Raw genomic sequence first — 24,667 nt, 5'->3', positions numbered from 1 at the left:
TGTACCAGAAGTGGAGGGAATGTGCCTGCGAAAAGCGGTTTTGCTAGGACGGTTCCGGTGCGACCAAAGCTGAAAGGTCGCTTGAATGAGAGAGAGATGGAGCGACTGCACTGGTGGCTTCAAGATTTGCGGCGACCACGCGGTCGCGACCGTCATGCTTGGCCTGGTACAGACCCTGGTCGGCAACTTTTACCAGCAGGTCGATGTTGTCGGTGGTTTCTGGGAACCCGGCAACGCCGATCGATGCCGTCACTCCTTCTGGAAGTTCGCCGGGGCGGTTGGTGTGTATCTGACGAAGCCGTCTGCAAATCTCCTCGGCGCGAAGAACGGCCTGCGCGAGCGAGCACTCGACCAGGATGACGGTAAATTCTTCGCCTCCGTAGCGGCACGCCAGATCCTCGGCTCGCACAGCGTCCATTAGTGTTTCACCAACCAGGCGGAGTGCATCGTCGCCGGCACCGTGCCCAAAGGAATCGTTGTAACGCTTGAAATGGTCAATATCGATCATCATGACGGCCAATGAGCGCTCTCGGCGGCGGGCGCGGCGAACTTCACGATCGAGGAACTCCTGCATGTAGCGACGGTTGTACAAGCCCGTTAGCGGATCACGTATCGCTTGATCTTGCAGAGCCTCTCGCAGGTCGATATTCGACACGGTGAGGGCGATCTGCTTGGCGATCGCGAGAGCTAACTGCTGGCGGTGGGACGAATCTCCGTCGGCCTCGGCTTCGGAACGGGAAGTCGGAGAGTCCTCATCAACTCCAAGTACCAGCACTCCGAGTGCCTCGCCATTGGTAATCAAGGGAGCGGAGACGGATTGGGAACCGGAACGAACGCCCCACGCGAGATGATGATCCGAAGGCGGGCGCTCGCCCCAAACGGCAACCGGCTCGGCGCGCGTTCGCGAAACGTTGAACATGGAAAGGGCGCCGGATGTTCCGGGGAACAGCCGGACCATTCGTGATGGAAGGAGCTGAAACACTTGCGCGCGTGAGTTGCAGGCCTGTAGCAAGTTCCCGAGTTGGCTTACCTCGGTGATTTCCAGTGTTTGTGCGCGCGCCTGGTCAAGCAGTTGTGCGATTTCCTCGTGGGACACAGCCAGAAGATTCTGGGCAGCCTGACGGTGCCTGATTTCCTGCTGCTGGTGGAACTGCGTCAACGCCAGCCGCAACGTAAGCGCGAGCAGGGATGCCACGATTGCGACGCTCGTGAGTAGTCTTCCGTAGGCCTGTTCCCAATGGTTCGTCAGCAGGGCAACCCCGAGCAACATCGTGACCAGTGCCAGGTTGGCGACCACGAAGTTGAGGAAACTGGCTGACTCAGGAAGGGATGTGGGCTGCGGCGCCGGCCTCCAGGTCAGAGCGATCAGTCCGGCGACAATAAAAGGGACCGCCCAACCCAGATCGAACCAGGGGGACCAAGCGTGCTGGTGAAGGTCGATCCAGTCACCGACAAAGGTGGTGATTGCGCATGCCAGCAGGAAAAACGTGAGCCGAAGCAGAAGGCCCCGAGTCTCAGGAGTGCGGCAAAATTGCAGCCGCAAGAAAGCGGCAACCAGAAGCAGGAGACTCTGCGCATCGCTGACGCTGACATTGTGTAAGAGGGCATCGGAAGGCAGCATGCTTTGCGCTGGAAAAAAGAAGAAGGTGGCGTAGATCAGGCTGACGACAATCGCGACCTGTAAGAGATCTAGGAAGACTTCCAGCCGGGCTCGAGCGTCGCCGCGGGCCTCTGGCAGAAAAAACATCATCAGGATGGGTGCGCCATAGAGGCAGTAGATCAGCCGCCAGGTGGATTCTGACAACACACTTCTTGCGCAGAGTGTGCCGTAGGCCTGGATGGCTGTCGGCACAAACAATACGGTCATGACAGTCGCAAACAGGATCCAGAAAAGCGCCGTAGTGCCCTGCGCCCGGCGGAATGCGGACACGGAGCAGGCAAGGGAGAGGACTCCGTGAAGAACCAGCATGGACTCGGAAAGTCCCATTCCTGCGCGTCCGATCCCGAGCAGCCCAAAACCGATCGCCTGCAGGAGCAGGAAGGCGAAGAAGAGTCCACCCGCGAACCAGGTGGTGCGGGTGTCTGCAAGGTCAAGCAGTCGGGATTTAAGACGATTGGTGGTGCTTGCCTCACCCATTAGATCGTGGAAGGACACTCCGCCTCAATCATCGAATCGGCAAAACGGCTGCCGATCTTGAATCTTCGGTCTCAACCGATACCTGGGATTGATTCGGCATTCCCCGTCATGACTTTCGTAATCACCGATCGACGGTACCGCGTTGCTGGGACGGTGGGGCATACCTAGAATCAAAGCGGGTCTCTCCGCCCCAACTTAGCCAATGCCGGAAAACCCCAATCGTGTCGAGATCGCCCGCCGGGTCGAGAAGGCGGAGAAGCTCTTGCAAAAAGGCAAGACGGCCGAGGCATTGGCGGAATATCTGCTAGTCCTGCAAGACGATCCCCAAAATGACAATGTGCGCCAAATGGCGGCGGATCTCTGCCTTTCCCTGAATAAGGGAACGCAGGCAGTCGGTTTGCTGGGCGAACTCTTCGATCGACAGGTGGCGGCACAAGAGGCGACTCGTGCCAGCCTGACGTACAAAAAACTGGCTCGCTACACCAACCCGACCTGGGAACAAAAAGTACGATTTGGACAATTGCTCGAGCAGTCCAACAAGAAACTGGCGGTTGGGACATTTGAGAACGCGTTGGAGGATTTGCACAAGCAGGGTCGCAAGGAAGAGTCTTTGCTGGTGCTGCGACGAATTGTCGATCTCGAGCCGACCCAGCAAAATCATATGCGAGTGGCGGAAGCGTCCGCCGACCTGGGCGAGCATGTTCTGGCAGCACAATTCTTCCTCAAGCTCGCGGATATTGCTGCGGCTGCAGGCGGAAACTCGTCGCAATGGTTCGAGCGTGCCTACGCGGAAAATCCCGCCGATGCGAAAATTGCCATTGCGTACGGCAAGAGCCTGCTGACGCAAGGAGAAGCGGGAGCGGCGATCTTCATCTTCGAACCACTCGTCAATGCTGGAAACAACAATCCCGAGTTGCGCGATTTGTATGCCCAGGCGCTGCTGGCAGCTGGACGCTGCCTCGATTGCGAGCCTCTGATCTGGCAGATGTTCGAACAGAATCCAGCGCGCATGCATCAGGTCGTCAACCTGATTGGGAAGATGCTCGACGCAGAACTCGACGTAGAAGCGGTCGCGCTTGCTAACAAGCTCGAAGTCTTCCAACGCCGACGCGGCGAGAGACGGTCGTTCTTGACGACCATCCAGGAAGTGGTGGCTTCGCATCGGCCTTCGACCGACATGCTCGAGTTTTTGGCGCAGCTCTACAACGCTTCCAATCGCGAATCGGACTACGCGCAAGCGTTGATGAAGCTCTTCGATCTTTATTGTGCGAAACACGACTATCAAAAAGCGGGTGAGTGCCTGGATCGTGGCGCGGAAGTGGATCCCTACGAGCCGGGACATCAGAAACGACTGGAAGCGCTGCGCGGAAAGATCGATGACCAGCGTTTCAATGTAATTGCCTCGCGGTTCTCGGCCGTAAAGAAGGCGGAACAGGCTGCCGTGAAAGTGGAAGAGCCGACGCTGGGCGCAGCTGCTTTGCAGGATCTGATGTTGCAGGCGGAAATCCTCGTGCAATACGGGATGCGGACAAAAGCCGTCGAACGGCTCCAGAGGATCAAGGAGCTGTTCCCCGGAGAAGAAACGCGCAACCAGGAACTGCAGAGGCTTTACATTGCTGCGGGAATGGAACCCCAGTATTCCGCTTCGGCGCCTCCACCGGCGTCTGCGGCAAGTCCGGCGGCACCTGCCCCGGCAGTTCCGGCGGTGGCAGCGACTTCGCTCACACACGAAGCAGGCGAAGTCAGCAGTCTGACCAAAGTTGCGGAGATTACACGCAAGCTTTATCACCAGGGCAATGCGGAAGGTGTATTGAAAACTTCCGTCAGCGAGATTGGAGGACACTGGCGTGCATCGCGCTGTATTGCAGCCCTGCGCAAACCAGGCTTGTCACCGTCGAGTGTGCAGGAGTTCCACGTCGATGGCCTGATTCCCGGTAGTTCGGCGGCGTTAGTCAGTTTGGTCGAAACGTTGCAGGATCTGGCCGTGGCTCGCGGAACGGTAACGATCAGCAATGCAGCCAATGCTCCAGAGTTGTTGGGTGTCCGTGTCGCGATTGAAGAATTGCAGATTGAATCGTTGCTGGCGCTGCCGCTGGTGGAAGGCAACGATCATCTCGGGGTGCTGATCCTCGCGCAGAACACGCCACGCGCATGGGGTTCCGGCGAGATCGTCGTGATCAAGACACTGAGCGATCAGGTCATGATTGCACTCAACAACGCCGGCCTGCGCCGGCTGGTGAAGAATCTTTCTGTCACCGATGAAAAATCCGGCCTGCTCAAGCGCGCGTCGTATCTCGATCTTCTCCAAGCCGAGACGCGTCGTGGATTGCAGCAGGGAACCGCCGTCTCCGTACTCCTGATGCAATTTGGACGGCATAGCGCGCTCATTAAGGAACACGGTGAACAGGCGATCGAGACGGTGATGGATCAGATCGGGCAGCTCTTCTCCGCGAATATCCGCACCAACGACCTGGCGTTCCGCTATGAAGCGACGACGGTGGCGCTGATCCTCGGCGATACCGGAGAAAAAGAAGCGCTGCTGGCGGTTGAAAAATTGCGTCGCCTGCTCGGCGAAGTGAAATATCCTGGCAAGAATCAGAGAGTGGAATTCAGCGCGGGACTCGCACAAGCGGTCATGCGCCAGCATTTCGATCCCGTGGATATCGTGACCGAAGTAGTGAATCGCGCCGACCAGGCCCTCGAGCAAGCTGCCGCGCAGGGAATTGGCAAGATCGTCAGTATGGCTCCGCAGTTTGCGGCTTCGGCAGCGGTCGCGTAAACCAATTTGTAACCCGGCAATTTGCGATTTGTAATCTCAGAGCTTGCCGTTCCTGACTTCAGACCGCCAATTACAAATTCCCACCCTCCAACTGGTAAACTTAGAGGTTGGCTTCTGGCCAGCCATCTCATCTGCAAGCAGGAATCATGCTGAAACCAGGCGATATTGCTATTGTCAGCGGGGCGCGCACGCCCTTTGGACGTTATTGCGGAAAGATCAAAGATTACTCGGCACAAGAACTCGGGGCCATCGCGTCGAAGGCGGCGATGGAGCGCTCGGGAGTTGATCCGAAAGACGTGGATCACGTTGTTTTCGGCAATGCCCAGCAAACTTCCGGCGACGCAATCTATGGCGCACGGCACGTTGGCCTGCGCGCAGGCGTTCCGATTGAGACTCCGGCGCTGACTGTAAATCGGCTGTGCGGTTCGGGGATTCAGTCGATCGTCAGCGCAGCGCAGATGATCCAGACGGACGAAGCGAAGATCGTTCTGGCAGGTGGAATGGAAGCGATGTCGCAAGCCCCTTTCACTCTGCGCGGTCGCGACGGCTTTACCCTTGCCCCCGGCGGAAAGCTGGAAGACTCACTGATGGTCGCGCTGCTCGACAGCTATTGCGGCCTCTACATGGCGAATACCGCCGAGTTATACGGCGAACAGCAAGGCATCACACGACAGGCGCAGGATGAATTCGCTCTGCGTTCGCAGCAACTTGCCGATGCGGCGTACAAGGCAGGACGCCTCCAGGAAGAACTGACTCCGGTGCCGCTGCGAAATTCCAAAGGCGAACCAACCGGTGAATCGCTGACCGAGGACGACCACCGGCGTCCGCAAACGACGATGGAAGGATTGGCGAAACTGCGTCCGGCATTCGGCAAGAGCGGGACCGTCACTGCCGGCAACGCCAGCGGCATTGTCGATGGCGCGGCCGCGGTGATGGTGATGTCGCTTGAGATGGCGCAGAAGCGGAATATCAATCCTCTAGGACGAATCGTGAATTGGGGCATCGCCGGCGTAGAGCCGAAATTGATGGGACGCGGTCCTGTGCCCGCGACCAAGATTGCGCTGCAACGGGCTGGACTGACTTTGGACTACATCGATCTGATCGAAGTCAACGAAGCATTTGCGGCGCAATATCTATCTGTCGAGAAAGAGCTGGGACTCGATCGCGAGAAAGTGAATGTCAACGGTGGAGCCATTGCCTTGGGTCATCCGCTGGGAGCGACGGGAACGCGGCTGGTGATAACGCTTATGTACGAGTTGCGGCGTCGGAAGAAGAAGTATGGGCTGGCGACGGCGTGCATCGGCGGCGGGCAGGGAATTGCGATGGTGGTGGAGAGCTTTCAGTAGAAGCAGATTGGGAAATATAGAGGACAACAGGTCCTTCGCTTCGCTCAGGATGACAATTCTCATAGGGTACTGATATCTGAGGCAATCAATATGGAAATTAGAAAAGTCGGCGTTCTAGGTTGCGGTCTGATGGGTTCCGGCATCGCGCAAGTTGCGGCGATGGCTGGGTTCGATGTCACGGTGCTTGAGGTGGAACAGAAACTCCTCGACAAAGGTTTTGCCGGGATTGAAAAGTCGCTGGCGAAGTTTGCCGAGCGTCCCGTGGAAAAAGGCGGGATCACGGCGCAGCAGAAAGATGCTGCGAGAGAGCGGTTGAAGGGAACTACCAATCGCCAGGACCTGTCGGATTGCGACATCGTGATTGAAGCGATCATCGAAAACGTCCAGCTGAAACGGGATATGTACGATTCGCTCGACGGCATCATGAAGAAAGACGCGATCTTTGCAACCAACACCTCCTCGATTTCGGTCACGGAATTGATGGCAGCGACCAAGCGTCCGGAGCGGTTTGTGGGGCTGCACTTTTTTAATCCCGTTCCCCTCATGCGACTGGTCGAAGTGGTCCGCACGATCGCCACTGCGCCGGACGTCTATGAGGCGGTGTACGAGTTTGCGAAAAAGCTCGGCAAAGTTCCGGTTCGCACATCCGACAAGACGGGGTTCATCGTAAACCGGCTGCTGGTGCCGTATCTGCTGGATGCGATCCGGGCGTATGAAGAAGGCGTGGGATCGATCGAAGACATCGACAACGCGATGAAGCTTGGTTGCGGGTATCCGATGGGGCCGTTTACGTTGCTCGATTTTGTCGGACTGGATACGACTTACTACATAACGCACGTCATGTACGACGAGTTTAAAGAACGGCGGTTCGCATCGCCTCCTCTCTTGAAGCGGCTGGTTATGGCAGGATGGTACGGCCGCAAATCCGGACGCGGGTTCTATGATTACGCCAACCCGGAAAAGCCGGTGGCGGGAACGTTCTAGAATTGCTGGGATCAGCAGTCGGATTGCAGAAGTGAAATCGCAGTCAATTGGAGGACCCGAATGAAGCGCTCTCCGTTGATCACTGTCGTATACGTTTTACAGTTCTTGCTTGGCCTCGTGCTGGCTGGGCTATCGGTTTTCGTGCTGACACTGACGCGTTCGCAGGAGATGTTGGCTGATCCCGACGCCGCGGATACGGTCCACGGATTGCTGATCGGTGCTCTTGTGCTGGGGATTCCGGCGTTGATTACGCTGATTGCCGCCTGGGGATTGTGCAAAGGGAAGCTTTGGGGATGGGTGCTCTCGCTCGCGACCGACGTCGGCGTTCTGGCCGTATTCACCTACGACATCCTCGACGAGCATAGCCACGAGGGCAGCGACATTGCGTTGGCCGTGAGTTTTGTGGTGCCGCTTGTGTTGCTGCTGCTGCCACAAGTGAGAAGGTTTTATTGGAGCGCCTCCACCACCAATCTGTCGTCCTGAGCGGAGCGAAGGACCTGCTTTACCAGCGAGCGAAAAGAAAGCAGATCCTTCGCTCTTGCTCAGGATGACAGGTCTGTTAAGAGAGTATCGGATCACGGAACAAACATTTATGACCTACCAAAACATTCTCCTGGATAAGAAGAACGCGATTGCGTACGTCACGGTCAATCGTCCGAAGGTCCTCAACGCCCTCAACATGGCTACGATGGAAGAGCTGCGGTCGGCGTTTCATGACATCAAGAACGATGCTGCGGTCCGCGTGGTGATTTTTACTGGCGCGGGAGAAAAGGCATTCATCGCCGGTGCAGACATCGCTGAACTGGCAAAGCACGATGCGGTATCCGGCAAGGAGTACACCCATCGCGGACAGTCTGTGCTGAACCTGATTGAGAATCTGGGCAAGCCGGTGATTGCGTGCCTGAATGGATTCGCTCTCGGCGGCGGCTGCGAAATTGCCATGGCCTGCACGATGCGCCTGGCGAGCGACAATGCGAAACTCGGGCAGCCGGAAGTGAAGCTCGGGATTATCCCCGGCTACGGTGGCTCGCAGCGCCTCCCGCGCCTGGTGGGCAAAGGACTGGCCATGCAGATGGTGCTGGCGGGCGAGATGATCACGGCCCAGGAGGCGCATCGCATCGGGCTGGTCAATGAAGTGACTGCGCCTGCCGACCTGATTCCGCGAGCGGAAGCGATCGCCGCGAAGATCATTGCGAACGCGCCTCTGGCCGTTCAGTACGCGATGGAGGCGGTCAACAAAGGCATGGAGATGACGCTCGCCGAGGGGCTCTATCTCGAGGCCGTCCTGTTCGGAGTAGCCTGCGCTACGGAAGACAAGAAAGAAGGGACGACAGCGTTTTTGGAGAAGCGGCCGGCGGCGTTCAAGGGACGATAGCAGACGCTTCACGCACGGCTACCGGAAACACGTATCGCAATGTGAACGATGCAACAACGAACAATCACGATTGCGGGCCTCGCAGTGGGTGCAATGGTGCTGCACGACCTATGGCGCGAATACCAAGTTCGCCATTCCATCGCAGCTGTTCTTTACTTTGCAATTTTCTATGCTGTTTTTTGGGGTTACTGTTATTACTGTTACCGGAAATACAACGACTGACGGTCCACCAAAAGAATAGGTGTCTTGAAAAAGCCAAAGATCAATTTCGAACGACCTCCGCGGGAAGATATTCCGTCGATCTCCGGCGAACTCGATGCGACCGGAAAGCGCTTCGCGATTGTTGTCTCACGCTTCAATGCTTTTATTACCGAGCGCCTTTTACTGAGCGCTTACGACGGGCTTCTTCGCTCCGGTGCGAAGAAAAAAGACATTGCCCTCGTACGGGTTCCGGGCGCGTTTGAGATTCCCATCGCCGCTCGAACCCTTGCCGAAACGAAAAAGTACGATGCGATCCTCTGCATCGGTTGCCTGCTTCGCGGCGACACGGCGCATTACGACGTAATCGTGAATGAGGTCACTCGCGGCATCGGCCAATCCGCGCAGGAGACCGGCGTCCCGCACGCTTTCGGCGTCCTGACTTGCGACACTCTTGAGCAGGCGATTGATCGTGCCGGGCTGAAAATGGGGAACAAGGGATTCGAGGCCGCGCAGGCGGCGATCGAGATGGCGAATCTGAAGAGTATCGTCGTTTGTCGTTCGTCCTCGGTCGTTCGCAAAGGCAAGACCAACCGCGCACCGAAGCGTTGACCCGCTCACTGCAATCCAACCCTGTACACTAGAAGCGAACGACGAACGACGAACGACGAACAGCGAACGACCAACGACTGACCTTGGGTACCCGACGCAAATCCCGCGAACTCGCTTTGCAGATGCTGTTTCAGGCCGACATGGGGAAGCAGGAACCCGATGTCGTTCGAAAATCGTTCTGGGGCGAGCGCACGAATGTCGATGAAGACGTTCGTGGATTTGCCGAAGACATTTTTCGCATCGCTTGCGACAAGTCGATCGAGATCAATGGACTGATCGAAAAGCATACCCAGCACTGGCGTATGGAACGCATGGCGGCAGTCGATCGCAATATTCTCCGCGAAGCGGTCGCCGAATTCCTGGGCTATCCGGACACTCCGAAAGCGGTTGTGATCAATGAGGCGCTCGAGATCGCGCGCAAGTTTTCCACTCCGGAGTCGGTCCAGTTCATCAATGGAGTGCTGGATAGTGTGGGGAAAGATCTAGGCTAGTGCTTGTTCCTTCCAACCAGAAAAGCTCTTAGCCGCAAAGAAACGCTGAGAACAGCAGGCGATTTTCAGTAAGAACGTCCTGGATAGCCCTCACCCACCTGGCAGGCCAATCTTCTTCGCACCAGACGCCTCACCTGTGCTCCCCATCACTGCGGTTTAACGGCAATCAAGTTAGGTAGACAGGGAGTGCCCGGCAGGTTGTTACACATGCTGTCGTTGGTGTTGAAGTTTGTGTAGACGCCCTGCTGAAGATCGCCGCCAAGCTGTGTGTTCACGATGTGGACGGACCCACAGGTATTCGGGTTGGTGGGATTGCCGTCGCAAGATCCCACGAAGACCTGAGTTCCATCCAAGGTCGCGGATGCAGCCAGAGGGTCCGCGTTATTGACCAGCGAGATAGCGGACGTCGTACCCGAGTTGATGTCGAAAATAAGTACGGCGGGTAAATGTTCCGCGACGATGATGACTTGTGTGCCGTCTCCGGTCACTTGCATGAGGAGCGGAGTGAAGGCGCCTTGGCCGAGGTTGAACGTGGTGCCGGACTTGAAGCCTGACGCCGCATCGGGATAAAAGAACGGAGCATTGCAGTTGAAATCGTTGTCATCAATCGAGTCCCGCGAAAACTGCGCGGTGAGAAGTTGCAGGTTAGGCGGTTCGAGAGCAATCAGATCTTGCGTGAGCACCGAATGTTCGACAGGGTCCGTGTCGTCATCGTCGCCATCGTCCTTGTTCGAAAAGAAGATGTGTTCCTCTCGAACCGACGGTAGGGGAACCACGCGCAGGGGATTGGATGCCAGCGCCGGCGAGGAAGAGCCGATGTTCTGAAGGTTACACGTGGCAAACCCCGAGACAGCGTTGACCGGAACTCCCGCCACGTAAGCGAAGCTTCCATCTGCCGAAAAAGCCAGGTCCGTTGCGTCCGTCGAAAGGGGGACCGAACTCAGTGCGTCCACGGTCGAATAGACAAACATCCTTCCGGTGTTCGTCAGGATGAAAAGCTTCATCTGGTCAGGTGAGAACGAGGCAGCAGTGGCGCCGTCGATCAGCAAGTCGACTGAAGGAGTGGTGCTGTGTGCAGCGTCGAAGATGTAAACCTGGTTCGGAATCGTCGTTGTGTCAGACACGACTACGCGATTACTGTCGGCGGAAATGGCCAGCACCTTGCCGCATACGGCGACATTGCAGGGAGTCGTTGCCTGGGCAACAGTACCCACCGCCGGCGACTGGCTGCCGACATCCACAAACATCAGGCCCTTGTCACTGCCCATGTACACGCGTCCCCCGGCGGGAGTGAAGCGCATCGAGTTCGGTGTATAGGGAACGCCAATCGCTGTGCCGATAGGTTCTTTTCCCGTGACCACGGGAAACATCGCGCTCGTGCAATTGAAGTTGTCCTTGCAGTCAGTGGTTGCGGCCCACGCGGTTGCCGTGGGCGGCTTGGCCTGTGTGACGTTTGCGACGATAACGCCGAAAGCGGATTGGCCGTTCTTCAGCGTGCCCCCGGTGGAATACAGGGAAAGTCCGGGGAGGACTCCAATGTTGCAGGTCGGCGGCGTGCAGGATGCAGAAATATCAGCGGTGCCAGCTGTTTGGCGTCCGGTGACCGTGCCTGAGGAGTTCACGGTGGCGACCTCGGGATTCGAGGTACTCCAGGTCAGAGGCGGCTTGGTCAAAGCCACGTCCAAGGTGTCCAGAACCGTGGCCACCAATGTCTTTGTTCCGCCGCCGTTGAGGGAGGTTGAGTTTCCCGAACCGCCTTGCACTTGCAGCATGATCGATTTCACGAGGCAAGTCGTGTAGCCAAACGGGACGCCGGTGGTACCGGACGCACTGGCAAGCAATTGCGTGATTCCGGGTGTCTTTGCCGTGACCTCCACCTGGTTATTCGGGAGGTTGGTGTCAGAGGTGATTGTGAGCACACCCGCAGTCGTGACCAACCAGCTGATCGGCCCTACGGTACTGGTGATATCAAAGTTATTAGCGCCGTAAGCGGTGGCCTGAAAATTCGCAGTGGTGCCTTGCGAGAAACATGTACAGGGAGGCTTCAGGCACTGCTGTGTGCCTACCGGTGTGACCAGGATGCTCTGAATATGCTGGTGAACGTAGATCGTTACTTGCGTGCTGCTGACGCCAGCGGCCTCTGCGGTCACGTGGGCGATGCCTTCGACACCAGGTGTGCAGCGTACGGGATTGCTCAGCGAGTCCCAGACTCCGGCGCAGGCGACGCCGTTGTTGGAAATCGTGAGTGCGGCGTTGTTATCGGAAAGAAAGTGGATGGTCGTAAACACAGTGCGACCCGCGGAATCACGGGCCGAGGCGCTGAAGTTCTGAGTCTTTCCAAATTCCAGAGACGTGGTCGCAGTCGGGTTGATGGTCACAGTCTGGACGTTGCCGCCCTGGGGATTCGCAGTGCTCTTGCCGATACAACCGGTTAGAGCCAGGAGTGCCACGAGCGCCGCTAGAAGAAGTAAGCCGGCACGGCGACGATTTCCACGGTCTCTAGTAGGGCGGGCCAAATTATGAGGACGGTCTGTCTTGTAACGATCCATACTGCGAAAATCCATGAACCCTCCTCGCGTCCGTTTTCCAGACGCGAGCGTAGTGTGTAGCGGAAAGCAGTCAGTGTAGAAGGTCATTGTCAGTTTGAGCAAGCGCAGCAGAACAGGTATCAGGTCTTGGGCGCGAGTCGACCGAGCTCCCGTGGAGCCTTTAATTCTGGGTCCTGACGCCTAAGACCTGAAACCTGGCACCTGCTTTGTTCAGATGCGTGCCAGAGTGGTTGACGATGTGCAAGTCACTTGCTATTATCAAAAGGTTCCGCGAGTTAGTCTGGCTTGCCTGTGTACGGTACCTGTTGGGCTGGGCAATATACGCCGCCTCTGGGTGCTGGGAAAATCTTGGCTGAGCTCTGAAGAAATACGGCTTCGGTTTGGCAACACTAGACCGAAGACGCCCTCGCTGAAATGTCCTGCGAAAACCACCGCGCCCAGATTGTGGGAGACACGCGAGGCTATGCAGGAGAAGCAGACGAAACGGAGCGCCTCCGGACCGAAGTGGGGTTGGGCGTGGCGTCACCGTCGTCGGCGACAGTCTGAAACGGGAAACTGAATTTCTCACCGGCCGGCCGTAATTGGAAAAGCCGTGCGGGAGAGTATGGCCGGGCTTGTGAGCCTGTGCCAGACCGGAGACGCAGTCAGTGTGCGTCTGCGGGTGAGTGTGTGGCCGGATGAATTTTGTGGTCGAGACGCGGTTGGCCGCGTCTGGGAGTGGCAAGAGTGCCGACATTTAATCAGCTCGTGAAGCAAGGCCGCGAACGGACGAAATACAAGACCGCAAGTCCGGCGCTGCAGTCGTGTCCGCAGAAGCGCGGAGTTTGCACCCGCGTGTATACCCAGACTCCCAAGAAGCCGAACTCGGCGTTGCGCAAAGTGGCGCGCGTCCGGTTGACGAATGGGATCGAAGTGACCACGTACATTCCAGGCGTCGGCCACAACCTGCAGGAGCACTCGATTGTGCTGATCCGCGGGGGCCGCGTGAAGGATCTGCCGGGCGTACGGTATCACGTAGTGCGCGGAACGCTGGATGCAACCGGTGTGGCGAACCGCCAGCAGGGACGTTCGAAGTACGGCGCGAAACGCGCGAAAAAATCGTAAAACCCGTCGTTCGTCGATGGTCGTTAGTCGTTAGTCGTTAGTCGAATCGGCCTTAGCTAGAAGCTAGTGGCCAGGAGCTAGAAGCTGAAATGCCTCGTAAAGGACACACTCCGAAGCGGACGGTAGAAGCGGATCCGGTCTATGGGTCGGATCTAGTGACGAAGTTCATCAACTCGATGATGTGGCAGGGCAAGAAGTCGACTGCCGAAGGCATCTTCTATAAGGCGCTCACCAACCTGCAGGAAAAGGGTGGCGACGAAGCCTTGAAGCTGTTCAAGAAGGCTGTTGAGAATGCCAAGCCTTTGCTCGAAGTAAAGACGCGGCGCGTCGGCGGCGCGAACTATCAGGTGCCGATCGAAGTTGGTCCGGATCGCCGGACGTCGCTCGCGATCCGCTGGATCGTGACGTACTCGCGCGGTCGTGGCGAAAAAGGCATGGTCGACAAATTGACCAATGAATTGCTGGATGCGGCCAACGGTAAAGGCGCCGCGATCAAGAAGAAGGAAGACGTTCACCGCATGGCGGAAGCGAACAAGGCTTTCGCGCACTATCGGTGGTAAAGACGGCTACTAGCTTCTAGCTACTAGCTAGGAGCCAGCAGCTAGAAGCTGATTTTCAGATTTTAAGACCCAGAAAGAGTAGAGAACTACAGTGGCCAGAACAGTCCCATTAGAGCGTTGCAGGAATATCGGCATCATGGCGCACATTGATGCCGGAAAGACCACGACCACGGAGCGCATCCTATTCTATACGGGACGCACGCACCGCATTGGCGAGGTCCATGAAGGAACTGCGACCATGGATTGGATGGAGCAGGAGCAGGAGCGCGGCATCACGATCACATCCGCCGCCACCACCTGCACCTGGCGCGACATTCGCATCAACATCATCGACACACCCGGCCACGTGGATTTTACGGCCGAGGTGGAACGATCCCTGCGCGTGCTCGACGGCGCAGTCGCGGTATTTGACGCCGTTCACGGCGTGCAGCCGCAGTCCGAAAAAGTCTGGCGCCAGGCCGATAAATACGGCGTCCCGCGAATTTGCTTCATTAACAAGATTGACAAGATGGGTGCTGATTTCGAGCATGCCGTCGATACCCTCCGCAAGCGCCTCAATGCCAAGCCCGTCGCGATTCAGATTCCCATCGGACAAGAAGATAAGTTCAGAGGCGTGATCGACCTGGTCGAGATGAAGGCGATCATCTGGCACGACGAGACGATTGGATCGGAATACGCGACCGAAGAAATTCCCGCGGAGTTGAAAAAGAAGGCCGACGCATTCCACACCCAGTTGGTCGAGACAGTCGCTGAAAACGACGACGACATTCTCCATAAATTTCTGGAAGGCGAAGCAATTTCCGCCGAAGAGCTGAAAGCCTCGCTCCGCAAGTCGACCATCGCGCTGAAACTTTTCCCGGTGGTAGTTGGAACGGCATTCAAGAATAAAGGTGTCCAGCCGCTGCTGGATGCGGTTGTCGACTATCTGCCCTCCCCCCTTGATACTCCCGATACGCACGGGACGAATCCGGAAGACGGGCAGCCGGTTACGCGCAAGGCGAACGATAAAGAGCCGTTCTCGGCACTGGCGTTCAAGATCATGGCCGATCCCTACGTCGGTCAGTTGACGTTTATCCGCGTGTACTCCGGACAGCTCAAGTCGGGCGAATCGGTCATGAATGCCCGCACCCAGAAGCACGAGCGCATTGGGCGTTTGCTGAAAATGCACGCCAATAAGCGCGAAGACATTCAGGAAATTCTGGCGGGCGACATTTGCGCGGCGGTTGGCTTGAAGAATGTTGGCACGGGAGACACGATCTGTAACGAAGAGCATCCCGTGTTGCTCGAGTCGATCACGTTTGCGGTGCCGGTCATTTCCGTTGCAGTCGAACCGAAGACCAAGGCTGACCAGGAAAAAATGGGTATGGCGCTGGCGCGGCTGGCGCAGGAAGATCCCACCTTCAAGGTTCACACCGATCCCGATAGCGGACAGACCATCATCAGCGGCATGGGCGAGTTGCATCTGGAAATCATCGTCGACCGCATGATGCGCGAGTACAAAGTCGAAGCGAACGTCGGCAAACCGCAGGTTGCTTATCGCGAGACTATCCGTAAGCACTCCGAGGCGGAAGGCAAATACATCCGTCAGACCGGCGGCAAGGGTCAATACGGACACGCCAAGATTTATCTCGACCCGCAACCGGCGGGGACGGGCTACGAATTCGTCAACGACATCACGGGTGGATCAGTACCCAAGGAATTCATCAAGCCGATCGACCAGGGCATTCGCGAAGCGCTCGAAGGCGGAATTCTCGCCGGCTATCCGATGGTTGACGTGAAAGCAACGCTTTACGACGGCAGCTATCACGACGTCGATTCGAACGAAATGGCATTCAAGATCGCTGGATCGATGGCGTTCAAGGAAGCAGCTCGCAAAGCTTCTCCGGTGCTGTTGGAACCGGTGATGGCAGTTGAAGTCGTAACTCCGGAAGATTACGCGGGCACGATCATGGGCGACCTGAGTTCACGTCGCGGACGCATTGAAGGCATGGAGCATCGTGCCGGATCGCAGGTCATCAAGGCGATCGTGCCTCTGGCGGAAATGTTTGGTTATGCGACTCACATGCGTTCGTCGACGCAGGGCCGCGCGGAATACTCGATGCACTTTGCGCGTTACGAAGAAGCCCCGAGGTCAGTGGCGGATGAAATTATCGCCAAGACCCAGGGAAAGACGCCTGCGAGATAGTAGTGAGTTACGCGGGCGAGGGCGCCCGCGCCACAACAGAGCAAGCTAGAAGTTAGTAGCTAGAGGCTAAAACATGGCGAAAGAAAAATTTGATCGGACAAAGCCGCACTGCAACGTAGGGACGATTGGTCACATTGACCATGGCAAGACGACGTTGACGGCGGCGATCACGAAGGTATTGTCGAAGCACAACCCGAACATTAAGTTCCGGTCGTTCGATTCGATCGATAACGCGCCGGAAGAAAAGGCTCGTGGCATAACCATCGCGACCGCGCACGTCGAGTATGAGACGGCGAACCGGCACTACGCGCACGTCGATTGCCCGGGTCACGCGGATTACATCAAGAACATGATCACGGGTGCGGCGCAGATGGATGGCGCGATTCTCGTGGTAGCAGCGACCGATGGTCCGATGCCGCAGACGCGGGAGCACGTACTGCTTGCCCGTCAGGTTGGTGTGCCGTACATCGTTGTCGCGCTCAATAAGTGCGACGCGGTGGACGATCCCGAACTGCTCGATCTAGTTGAACTCGAAGTACGCGAACTGCTGAAGACCTACAAATTCCCGGGCGACGACGTGCCGGTGGTTCGGTTGTCGGCTCTCGGCGCTTTGAACGGCGAAGAGAAGTGGGAAAAGCAGATCGACGCGTTGATGGAAGCGGTGGACAAGAGCGTGCCGCAACCGGCGCGCGAACTGGATAAGCCGTTCCTGATGCCGATCGAAGACATCTTCTCGATTCAGGGTCGTGGAACTGTAGTCACGGGCCGCATTGAGCGTGGCAAGGTGAAGGTTGGCGAAGAAGCAGAGATCGTCGGCTTCCGCGAGACGCGCAAGACGGTGGTGACGGGCGTTGAAATGTTCAAGAAGCAATTGGACGAAGGTCTGGCAGGCGACAACGCTGGCCTGTTGCTGCGCGGCATTGCGAAAGAAGATGTCGAGCGCGGGATGGTCTTGGCGAAGGGCGGATCGATCACGCCGCACACCAAGTTCAAGGCGGAAGTCTACATTCTGACGAAAGAAGAAGGTGGACGACATACGCCGTTCTTCAAGGGCTATCGTCCGCAGTTTTACCTGCGCACGACGGACGTGACGGGGATTGCGGAGTTGCCGGCGGGCACGGAAATGGTGATGCCGGGCGATAACGTGAGCCTGGTGATCGAGTTGATCACTCCGGTGGCGATGGAAAAAGGTTTGCGGTTCGCGATTCGCGAAGGCGGCCACACGGTCGGCGCCGGCACGATTGCGGAGATTGTTCAATAAATACAGCTTCTAGCTACTAGCCTCCAGCTAGGAGCTAAAAGCTAGCAGCCAGAAGCTACAAAGCGGCTTGCATCTTGCCGCCAGATCTTTCTTCCCGGAAGGCCGGGAGGGGTAAAGAGAGTGACACCGTGATTGGAAAAGAAAGAATTCGAATTCGCTTAAAAGCTTACGACTATCGGATCCTCGATCAGTCGACGGGCGAGATCGTGGAAACCGCGAAACGTACGGGCGCGCAGATTGCCGGTCCGATTCCTTTGCCCACGATGAAGAACAAATACTGCGTGTTGCGTTCGCCGCACGTGGACAAGAAGTCGCGGGAACAGTTTGAGATCCGCACCCACAAGCGCCTGCTCGATATTCTCGAGCCGACGCAACAGACGGTCGATGCGCTGATGAAGCTCGATCTGCCGGCTGGAGTGGATGTCGAGATCAAGGCATTCGGGAAAGAACATAAATAGGTTGTGTGGATGCAGGTCTTCGACCTGCATGGACAGGTCAGAGACCTGTCCCCACATGGACCACCCAGCCAATAGCCGCCGAAATGGCGAGCCAAGCTGGGAATGGAGAAGGAAATGGCGAAGGTTACAGGCATCCTCGGGAAGAAAGTCGGCATGACGCAGCTCTTCGATTCGAAGGGCGATGTGCGGCCGGCGACGGTCTTGCAAGCAGGGCCCTGCGTGATTACGCAGCACAAGACCAGCACCAAAGATGGTTATGAGTCCGCGCAGATTGGCCTGGTTGAATTTGTGAAAGCAAAGAAACTGTCTAAGGCCATGCAGGGACACTTTGCCAAGCACAACCTGCCTCCGATGAAGTTCTTGCGCGAGGTTGCGGTTGAGTTGGAAGAGAAGGAAGCGGCCAACGAAGTGGCCGTGAAAGTGGGCGACCGGATTCTGGTCGACATTTTCGAAAGCGAAAAATTTGTCGACATCGTGGGTACCAGTAAAGGCCACGGGTTCCAGGGTGTCGTGAAGCGCCACCATTTTGCGGGTGGCCCGAAATCACACGGATCGATGTTCCAAATCACCGGCTCGATCGGCTCTTCGGCGTTTCCGTCGCGTGTGTTCAAGGGTATGCGGATGTCGGGACATATGGGTAACGCGCGCATCACGACGCGTAACCTGCGCGTGCTGGGCGTCGACAAGGACGAAAACCTGCTGGTCGTTGAAGGCAGCGTTCCGGGTCCGAACGGCGGATACATCATTATCAGCAAGGCGAAGAAACCGCCTCGAGAGCGTCGCGGATTCGCGGGTTCGGCTACGGTCGATCCGTTGAAGGCGGCGAAGAGAGCGGCGAAGAAAGCATAAGGCGGTCGTTAGTCTTCGGTCGTTAGTCGTTAGGGGTTTTGCGAACGACCAACGACGAACGACCAGCGACAGATGGATAACAGCTATGGCATCGATTGATATCTACAATTTGAACGGCGGCAAGGCCGGGACCATGGATCTCGCCGATGAAGTCTTCGGCGCGGTCAACGAAGACCTGCTATGGGAAGCGATCAAGCATTACACCGCTTCCAGGCGCGCCGGCACGCATGCGACCAAGAACCGCTGGCGCGTTTCCGGATCGGGCAAGAAGCTTTGGAAACAGAAGGGCACGGGGCGGGCGCGTATCGGCTCGATCCGCTCGCCACTCTGGCGTCATGGCGGCACTGTCCATGGACCACAACCGCGTTCGTATGAGTACGCGTTCCCCAAGAAGAAGTTGCTGGGCGCGCTCCGTTCAGCGCTGGCTGCCAAGTTTGCCGACGGCAAGCTCATGGTGGTGAAGAATTTTGATCTCAAGGAAACCAAGACCAAGCTGTTTCGGGCCTCGCTCGACAAGTTGAAGATCGATGGCACCACGCTTCTGGTCGAGGTATCGGCGGCGGAAAATCGCAATCTGGAGTTGAGTTCGCGCAATATCGACGGGTTGCAGCTGGTGCGGGGAAATGAAGTACATCCCTATCACCTGATGCGTTACAGCCAGGTGGTATTCGCACAACCGGCGCTTGAAAAATTGCAGGACTCGCTGCGCAAGTCGTCGTCACGACGGCAGCATGACGAACCTGCGAAGGCTGAAAAGAAACCTGCGCGACGGACAAAAAAGAAAGCGGAGGTGGCGTAAATGAAATCCGCTTATCAGATCATCCAGAAGCCCGTGATTACCGAAAAAGGCTTGAGCATTAAGGAAAGCCAGAACACGTTGGTGTTCCAGGTAGCGCCGAAGGCGACCAAGACCGAAATCAAGGAAGCGGTGCAGGCCATTTTCAAAGTGAAAGTGGCTTCGATCCGGACCGCGAACTATCCGGGAAAAGAACGGCGGCGGGGAAAGTTTACTGGCTACCGTCCGGATTGGAAGAAGGCGTATGTGCGCCTGAAGGCCGGCGAGAAGATGCCGGAGTACGCGCAGAATCTGTAGTAGAGCGTCGTTAGTCGCTGGTCGTTCGTCGTGGGCAACAGCGATGGCGCAAGCGGAAATCGCAAACGACTAATGACCGACGACGAGCGACCGAAAGCTGAGAGCGAACATGCCGATTAAGACATACAGACCGAGAACGCAGACGCTGCGCTACCGCACGTCGGTGACGACTGACGACATTACGTCGAAGAAGCCGCACAAGCCGCTGGTGGAAGGCAAGATCCGATCGGGCGGTCGGCGCAACTCCGGCGATACCACGATGCGGTTCCGGGGCGGCGGCAACAAGCGGCTGCTGCGCACAATCGATTTCAAGCGCGACAAGCACGGCATTCCGGCGGTGGTGGCGACGATCGAATACGATCCCGGCCGGTCGGCGCGCATTGCCCTCCTGAATTATGCGGATGGCGAGAAGCGCTACATCGTTCAGCCCGATGGATTGAAGGTTGGACAGAAGATTTTGAGTGGTCCCGAAGCGGACATCCTGGTCGGGAACGCGTTGCCGTTGCGCAATATTCCGCCCGGCACGACCATCCACAACGTCGAACTGAAGCCCGGCAAAGGCGCGCAGATGGTCCGTTCGGCGGGCGGTTCGGCGCAGCTGGTTGCGAAAGAAGGCGACTACGCGCTGGTGAAATTGCCTTCCGGCGAAACGCGGAAAGTTCTGCAGGACTGCCTGGCGACGATTGGGCAGGTCGGCAATGTGGACCACGAGAACGTCACTTGGGGCAAGGCGGGACGTACGCGCTGGGTTGGAAAGCGTCCGCATAACCGCGGCGTTTCGATGAACCCGGTCGACCATCCGCATGGTGGTGGTGAAGGTAAGACTTCAGGCGGACGGCATCCTGTGACTCCATGGGGCCAGCCGACGCGCGGCTTCAAGACGCGCAACAACAAGCGTACGGACGCGTTCATCGTGGGCCGTAGCAAGAAACGATAGGAAGCCGCGAGCTTCGAGCCGCGAGCAAAACAGTTTTGGTTCGCTGAGAACCAAGAACTGGGAACTAGGAACTGACTTATGGCACGTTCGACAAAAAAAGGGCCGTTCGTGGATACGCACTTGTCCACCAAGATCGAAGGCATGAACGCACGCAACGAAAAGAAGGTGCTCCGCACCTGGTCGCGGCGTTCAACCATCACACCGGAAATGGTGGGTCACACCATCGCGGTGCATAACGGGAGAAAGTTCATCCCCGTCTATGTGACCGAAAATATGGTGGGACACAAACTGGGCGAATTCAGTTTCACCCGGCAGTTCAAGGGACACTCCATGCGGGCGGCTACCGAAACGGCAGCGCGGCCGGCAGGCCCTCCGGGCGGTCCGGGAGCACCATCCCCGGCGGCGCCGAAGGCGTAAGGACGCTGCTGGCTGCTAGCTTCTGGCTAGGAGCTAAGAGCGAGTGGCTGGAAGCTTAAGAGTTGAGAGACATTATGGAATTTCGAGCGGAAGCACGGTTCATGCGCGTATCGCCGCAGAAGGCGCGGCTGGTGCTGAACTTGATCAAAGGACGCAGGGTCGAAGAAGCGCGGAATACGCTGCTCTTCACCAAGAAGCGGGTGGCGGCGACGGTGGGCAAACTGTTGCAGTCGGCGATTGATAATGCCAATTTCCTGAGCACGGAAAAAGGCCTCGACGTCGACCTCGACAACTTGTACGTCAAGACGGCCGTAGCTAACGATGGTCCGCGCATGAAGCGGGTTCGTCCGGCGCCGATGGGACGTGCGTTCCGATTTGTGCGCAGGATTGCGCACCTGGAAATCGTCCTGGCGGAACGCAACCGGAATGGCGCTTCGGTGGCGACCGTAGTCGGCGAAGAAACGTCGGGTACAAAGTCGGCCGCACCGGCAAAGCGGGCTGCTGTGAAGGCGAAAGCAAAACCGCCGGCGAAGAAAAAAGTAGCGGGCAAGAAAACGACTTCGAAGAAGTAGAGCGTCGTTGGCGGTTCGTCCTTCGCGCTTTGCGAACGGCGGATAGCGAAGGACGAACGACAAGAACAGCGAGCAAGTTTAGGAGCAACGATGGGACAAAAAGTACATCCTTACGGGTTTCGGCTGGGATACACGAAGCCGTGGAAGTCGCGCTGGTTTGCCGAGCGGGATTACGACAAGCAGCTGCTGGAAGACGTCAAGCTGAAGGCCGAGCTGAAAGAGAAGCTCAAGTCAGCAGGCGTGAGCTCGATCGAAATCGAGCGTCCCGGCAACAAGCTGCGCGTCCTAATCAAAACCGCGCGTCCGGGCATCATCATCGGACGTAAGGGCGCGGAAATCGACAAGCTCAAAGCCGAAGTACAGAAGCGCATGGCCGGGCGCGAGGTGTTCATCGACATTCTGGAAGTACACAAGCCGGAACTCGATGCACAGCTGGTGTCGGAGTCGATTGCGCTGCAGCTGGAAAAGCGGGTTGGCTTCCGTCGCGCGATGCGCAAGTCGGTGGATTCGGCGCTGCGTTTCGGATGCAAAGGAATCAAAGTTCGTGTGAGTGGCCGCTTGAACGGAAACGAAATCGCGCGTTCAGAATGGTATCTCCAGGGCCGCTTGCCGTTGCACACACTGCGTGCCGATATCGAGTACGGTTTCACGGAAGCACGAACCACGTATGGCGTGATCGGCGTGAAGTGCTGGATTTACAAAGGCGAAATTTTGCCGGCGAAGAAGCGCGAAGCAACTCCCGCGCGTGAGACGACCGGAGCGTTCTAAGGAATCGCAAAGGTTAGAAGTCAGATTGCAGAGGTAAAAGCCGCCAGGGTCAAGAGCTTTTACTGAGAACTGGCAACTGAGAACTGGGAACTGATTCTTATGTTGATGCCGAAGAAGGTTAAGTACCGCAAGCAACAGCGCGGGCGGATGTGCGGGAAGGCGTGGCGCGGCTCGGAACTGGCCTTTGGCAAGTTCGGGCTGAAGGTGTTGGAACCGGGCTGGATTACTGACCGCCAGATTGAAGCCAGCCGTGTGGCGATGACGCGTTTTGTAAAGCGCGGCGGCAAGATCTGGATTCGTTTGTTTCCCGACAAGCCAGTCACCAAGAAGCCTGCCGAAACCCGTATGGGCAAGGGCAAGGGCGCTCCGGATCACTGGGTCGCGGTCGTAAAACCGGGAAAGATCCTGTTTGAGATGGAAGGTGTGACCATCACCGATGCCAAGGAAGCGATGCGGCTGGCGTCCCACAAGCTGCCGTTGCGGACGACATTTGTGGAACGGCAAGTACTGTAGAGATTGCAGAGGTCAGTGGTTGGGATTGCAGAAGTAAGCTCCTACTGAGAACTGACAACTCAGAACTGAGAACTGATTTTATGAAGGTTGAAAAGATACGCGATTTGACGGACGTGGAGCTCAAGAACCAGGAGCGGGAACTGGCTGATCAGCTGTTCAAGCTCAAGTTCCAGATGAATATGGGACAGACCGAGAGCTTGAAGAAGATTCGCGGGTTGCGCCGTGATATCGCGCGTGTGAAGACGGTCCTGCGCGAACAGGAACTGGGCGCCCGCAAGACGGAGAAAAAGTAATGGTAGACACCACAGGCCAGGCGGAACCGCACAGCGGCCGTAAAATTTTGATCGGGACCGTGGTCTCGAACAAGATGCAAAAGACGATTGTGGTCGAAGTCACCCGCAAGAAAGCGCATCCGCTTTACAAGCGCGTGATCTCGATCCGCAAGAAGTTTTACGCGCACGACGACAAAAACGAGTGCCACATCGGGGACACGGTGCGCATTGAGGAATCACGTCCGTTGTCGCGGTTGAAGCGCTGGACGCTGAAAGAAATTGTGCGCAAGACGGCACTGGTGCCGGAAGTGAACGCCGACGTCGATATCGTCGCGACCGGTAAGTAGAGGCGAAGGGAGAAACGAACATGGCCGTAATGATGAGATCCATGCTCGAGGTTGCCGATAATTCCGGCGCCCGAAAGCTGCAAATGATTATGCCGCTGGGAGGCTCGACCGGTTTACACGCCGGCCTCGGCGATGTGATCACGGCCAGCGTGAAAGAAGCTTCGCCGGATGGCCAGGTTACGAAGGGCAAAGTGGTGAAGGCAGTCATCGTGCGCACCCGCAAAGAGCATCGCCGCCGGGACGGAACTTATATCCGGTTCGATTCGAATGCGGCCGTGCTGATCAATGATGCGGGCGAGCCGGTTGGTACCCGCGTATTTGGTCCGGTAGCGCGTGAACTGCGCGACAAGAAATTTCTGAAGATTGTGTCGCTGGCGCCAGAAGTTCTGTAGAGGCCAGAGAAGGAATTTAGCAATGGGAACAGCAACAACGAAGATTCACAAGCGCGTCGACATCAAACGGAACGACACCGTGAAAGTCATGACGGGACGCGATGCGGGCAAGGAAGGCCGCGTACTGCGCGTGTTTCCTGACGAAGCCAAGGTGCTGGTCGAGCACGTGATGATGGTCAAGAAGCACATGAAGCCCAGCCAGAAATCGAAGGGCGGCATCGCGGAGCAGGAACGCCGGATTTCGATTGCGAATGTAGCGCTCGTCTGCGGGACTTGCGGTCCGGTCCGCGTGGGACACGAATTGCGCGGCGATCGCAAGGTGCGAGTCTGCAAGAAGTGCAAGACGACTCTGGATAAATAGCTGCTAGCTTCTGGCTACTAGCTATTAGCGTGCTCAGGATTGAAGGTACTCACGAACCGGGAAGGCGTGGATTGCTAGGAGCCAGTAGCTAGCAGCCAGAAGCCAAG

At 57.2% G+C, this 24,667-nt stretch carries 26 protein-coding genes; 24 read left to right on the top strand and 2 right to left on the bottom strand.

The window, feature by feature from the left end:
- Positions 1-43: 43 nt before the first annotated feature.
- Positions 44-2,155, bottom strand: a complete 2,112-nt coding sequence (locus tag HY010_19110) for a GGDEF domain-containing protein (GenBank protein ID MBI3477850.1) — start codon at positions 2,153-2,155, stop codon at positions 44-46.
- A gap of 184 nt (positions 2,156-2,339) precedes the next feature.
- Here HY010_19110 and HY010_19105 point away from each other — a divergent pair, with 184 nt between their 5' ends.
- The 7 genes from HY010_19105 (at position 2,340) to nusB (ending at position 9,922) form a co-directional block, all read left to right on the top strand.
- Positions 2,340-4,916, top strand: a complete 2,577-nt coding sequence (locus HY010_19105; GenBank protein ID MBI3477849.1) for a diguanylate cyclase — start codon at positions 2,340-2,342, stop codon at positions 4,914-4,916.
- A gap of 146 nt (positions 4,917-5,062) precedes the next feature.
- A complete protein-coding gene (locus HY010_19100; GenBank protein MBI3477848.1) occupies positions 5,063-6,262 on the top strand; it encodes an acetyl-CoA C-acetyltransferase in 1,200 nt (399 codons plus the stop codon).
- 84 nt (positions 6,263-6,346) lie between these two features.
- Complete coding sequence (locus HY010_19095) at positions 6,347-7,246, top strand: 3-hydroxyacyl-CoA dehydrogenase family protein (protein ID MBI3477847.1); 900 nt, start codon at positions 6,347-6,349, stop codon at positions 7,244-7,246.
- Between the two features lie 60 nt (positions 7,247-7,306).
- Positions 7,307-7,729, top strand: a complete 423-nt coding sequence (locus HY010_19090) for a hypothetical protein (GenBank protein ID MBI3477846.1) — start codon at positions 7,307-7,309, stop codon at positions 7,727-7,729.
- Positions 7,730-7,838: 109 nt separating this feature from the next.
- Entirely contained in the window at positions 7,839-8,621 is a 783-nt protein-coding gene (locus HY010_19085) for an enoyl-CoA hydratase/isomerase family protein (protein MBI3477845.1), read from the top strand.
- 291 nt (positions 8,622-8,912) lie between these two features.
- Positions 8,913-9,431, top strand: coding sequence for a 6,7-dimethyl-8-ribityllumazine synthase (locus tag HY010_19080; protein ID MBI3477844.1), 519 nt, complete (start codon positions 8,913-8,915; stop codon positions 9,429-9,431).
- Positions 9,432-9,514: 83 nt separating this feature from the next.
- Entirely contained in the window at positions 9,515-9,922 is a 408-nt protein-coding gene (nusB, locus tag HY010_19075; GenBank protein ID MBI3477843.1) for a transcription antitermination factor NusB, read from the top strand.
- A gap of 146 nt (positions 9,923-10,068) precedes the next feature.
- Here the strand turns inward: nusB and HY010_19070 are convergent, their stop codons facing one another.
- Positions 10,069-12,486, bottom strand: a complete 2,418-nt coding sequence (locus HY010_19070) for a hypothetical protein (GenBank protein ID MBI3477842.1) — start codon at positions 12,484-12,486, stop codon at positions 10,069-10,071.
- Between the two features lie 711 nt (positions 12,487-13,197).
- Here HY010_19070 and HY010_19065 point away from each other — a divergent pair.
- The 17 genes from HY010_19065 to HY010_18985 all read left to right on the top strand — a co-directional run bounded on the left by HY010_19065 (position 13,198) and on the right by HY010_18985 (position 24,560).
- Positions 13,198-13,575 (top strand): 30S ribosomal protein S12, encoded by a 378-nt coding sequence (locus HY010_19065; protein MBI3477841.1) that lies wholly within the window; start codon positions 13,198-13,200, stop codon positions 13,573-13,575.
- A gap of 89 nt (positions 13,576-13,664) precedes the next feature.
- Positions 13,665-14,135, top strand: a complete 471-nt coding sequence (gene rpsG, locus HY010_19060; GenBank protein MBI3477840.1) for a 30S ribosomal protein S7 — start codon at positions 13,665-13,667, stop codon at positions 14,133-14,135.
- Positions 14,136-14,226: 91 nt separating this feature from the next.
- Positions 14,227-16,320, top strand: coding sequence for an elongation factor G (gene fusA, locus HY010_19055; GenBank protein ID MBI3477839.1), 2,094 nt, complete (start codon positions 14,227-14,229; stop codon positions 16,318-16,320).
- A gap of 73 nt (positions 16,321-16,393) precedes the next feature.
- Positions 16,394-17,581, top strand: a complete 1,188-nt coding sequence (tuf, locus tag HY010_19050) for an elongation factor Tu (protein MBI3477838.1) — start codon at positions 16,394-16,396, stop codon at positions 17,579-17,581.
- Between the two features lie 131 nt (positions 17,582-17,712).
- Positions 17,713-18,039 (top strand): 30S ribosomal protein S10, encoded by a 327-nt coding sequence (gene rpsJ / locus HY010_19045; GenBank protein ID MBI3477837.1) that lies wholly within the window; start codon positions 17,713-17,715, stop codon positions 18,037-18,039.
- 114 nt (positions 18,040-18,153) lie between these two features.
- Positions 18,154-18,888 (top strand): 50S ribosomal protein L3, encoded by a 735-nt coding sequence (rplC, locus tag HY010_19040; GenBank protein ID MBI3477836.1) that lies wholly within the window; start codon positions 18,154-18,156, stop codon positions 18,886-18,888.
- A gap of 85 nt (positions 18,889-18,973) precedes the next feature.
- On the top strand, positions 18,974-19,687 hold the full coding sequence (rplD, locus tag HY010_19035; GenBank protein ID MBI3477835.1) for a 50S ribosomal protein L4: 714 nt from the start codon (positions 18,974-18,976) through the stop codon (positions 19,685-19,687).
- Positions 19,688-19,981, top strand: a complete 294-nt coding sequence (locus tag HY010_19030; protein ID MBI3477834.1) for a 50S ribosomal protein L23 — start codon at positions 19,688-19,690, stop codon at positions 19,979-19,981.
- Between the two features lie 109 nt (positions 19,982-20,090).
- On the top strand, positions 20,091-20,918 hold the full coding sequence (rplB, locus tag HY010_19025; protein MBI3477833.1) for a 50S ribosomal protein L2: 828 nt from the start codon (positions 20,091-20,093) through the stop codon (positions 20,916-20,918).
- A 78-nt stretch (positions 20,919-20,996) separates the two neighbouring features.
- Positions 20,997-21,335 (top strand): 30S ribosomal protein S19, encoded by a 339-nt coding sequence (gene rpsS, locus HY010_19020; protein MBI3477832.1) that lies wholly within the window; start codon positions 20,997-20,999, stop codon positions 21,333-21,335.
- 74 nt (positions 21,336-21,409) lie between these two features.
- Positions 21,410-21,907, top strand: a complete 498-nt coding sequence (gene rplV, locus HY010_19015) for a 50S ribosomal protein L22 (protein ID MBI3477831.1) — start codon at positions 21,410-21,412, stop codon at positions 21,905-21,907.
- A gap of 90 nt (positions 21,908-21,997) precedes the next feature.
- Positions 21,998-22,675 (top strand): 30S ribosomal protein S3, encoded by a 678-nt coding sequence (gene rpsC / locus HY010_19010; protein MBI3477830.1) that lies wholly within the window; start codon positions 21,998-22,000, stop codon positions 22,673-22,675.
- Positions 22,676-22,774: 99 nt separating this feature from the next.
- The gene (rplP, locus tag HY010_19005) at positions 22,775-23,188 is read left to right on the top strand and encodes a 50S ribosomal protein L16 (protein ID MBI3477829.1); all 414 of its coding nucleotides are present in this window, start codon (positions 22,775-22,777) and stop codon (positions 23,186-23,188) included.
- An 80-nt stretch (positions 23,189-23,268) separates the two neighbouring features.
- Positions 23,269-23,481: a 50S ribosomal protein L29 gene (gene rpmC / locus HY010_19000; GenBank protein ID MBI3477828.1), complete on the top strand. Its 213-nt coding sequence runs from the start codon at positions 23,269-23,271 to the stop codon at positions 23,479-23,481.
- Positions 23,481-23,807: a 30S ribosomal protein S17 gene (rpsQ, locus tag HY010_18995; protein MBI3477827.1), complete on the top strand. Its 327-nt coding sequence runs from the start codon at positions 23,481-23,483 to the stop codon at positions 23,805-23,807. Before rpmC ends, rpsQ begins: the two co-directional genes overlap by 1 nt.
- Positions 23,808-23,827: 20 nt before the next feature.
- Positions 23,828-24,199, top strand: coding sequence for a 50S ribosomal protein L14 (gene rplN / locus HY010_18990; GenBank protein ID MBI3477826.1), 372 nt, complete (start codon positions 23,828-23,830; stop codon positions 24,197-24,199).
- Positions 24,200-24,221: 22 nt separating this feature from the next.
- Entirely contained in the window at positions 24,222-24,560 is a 339-nt protein-coding gene (locus HY010_18985) for a 50S ribosomal protein L24 (protein MBI3477825.1), read from the top strand.
- The last annotated feature ends 107 nt before the right edge of the window (positions 24,561-24,667 follow it).

Source organism: Acidobacteriota bacterium, assembly GCA_016196065.1.
Lineage (GTDB): Bacteria > Acidobacteriota > Terriglobia > Terriglobales > Acidobacteriaceae > Acidiflorens.
This window is presented reverse-complemented; position numbering and strand designations above follow the sequence as displayed.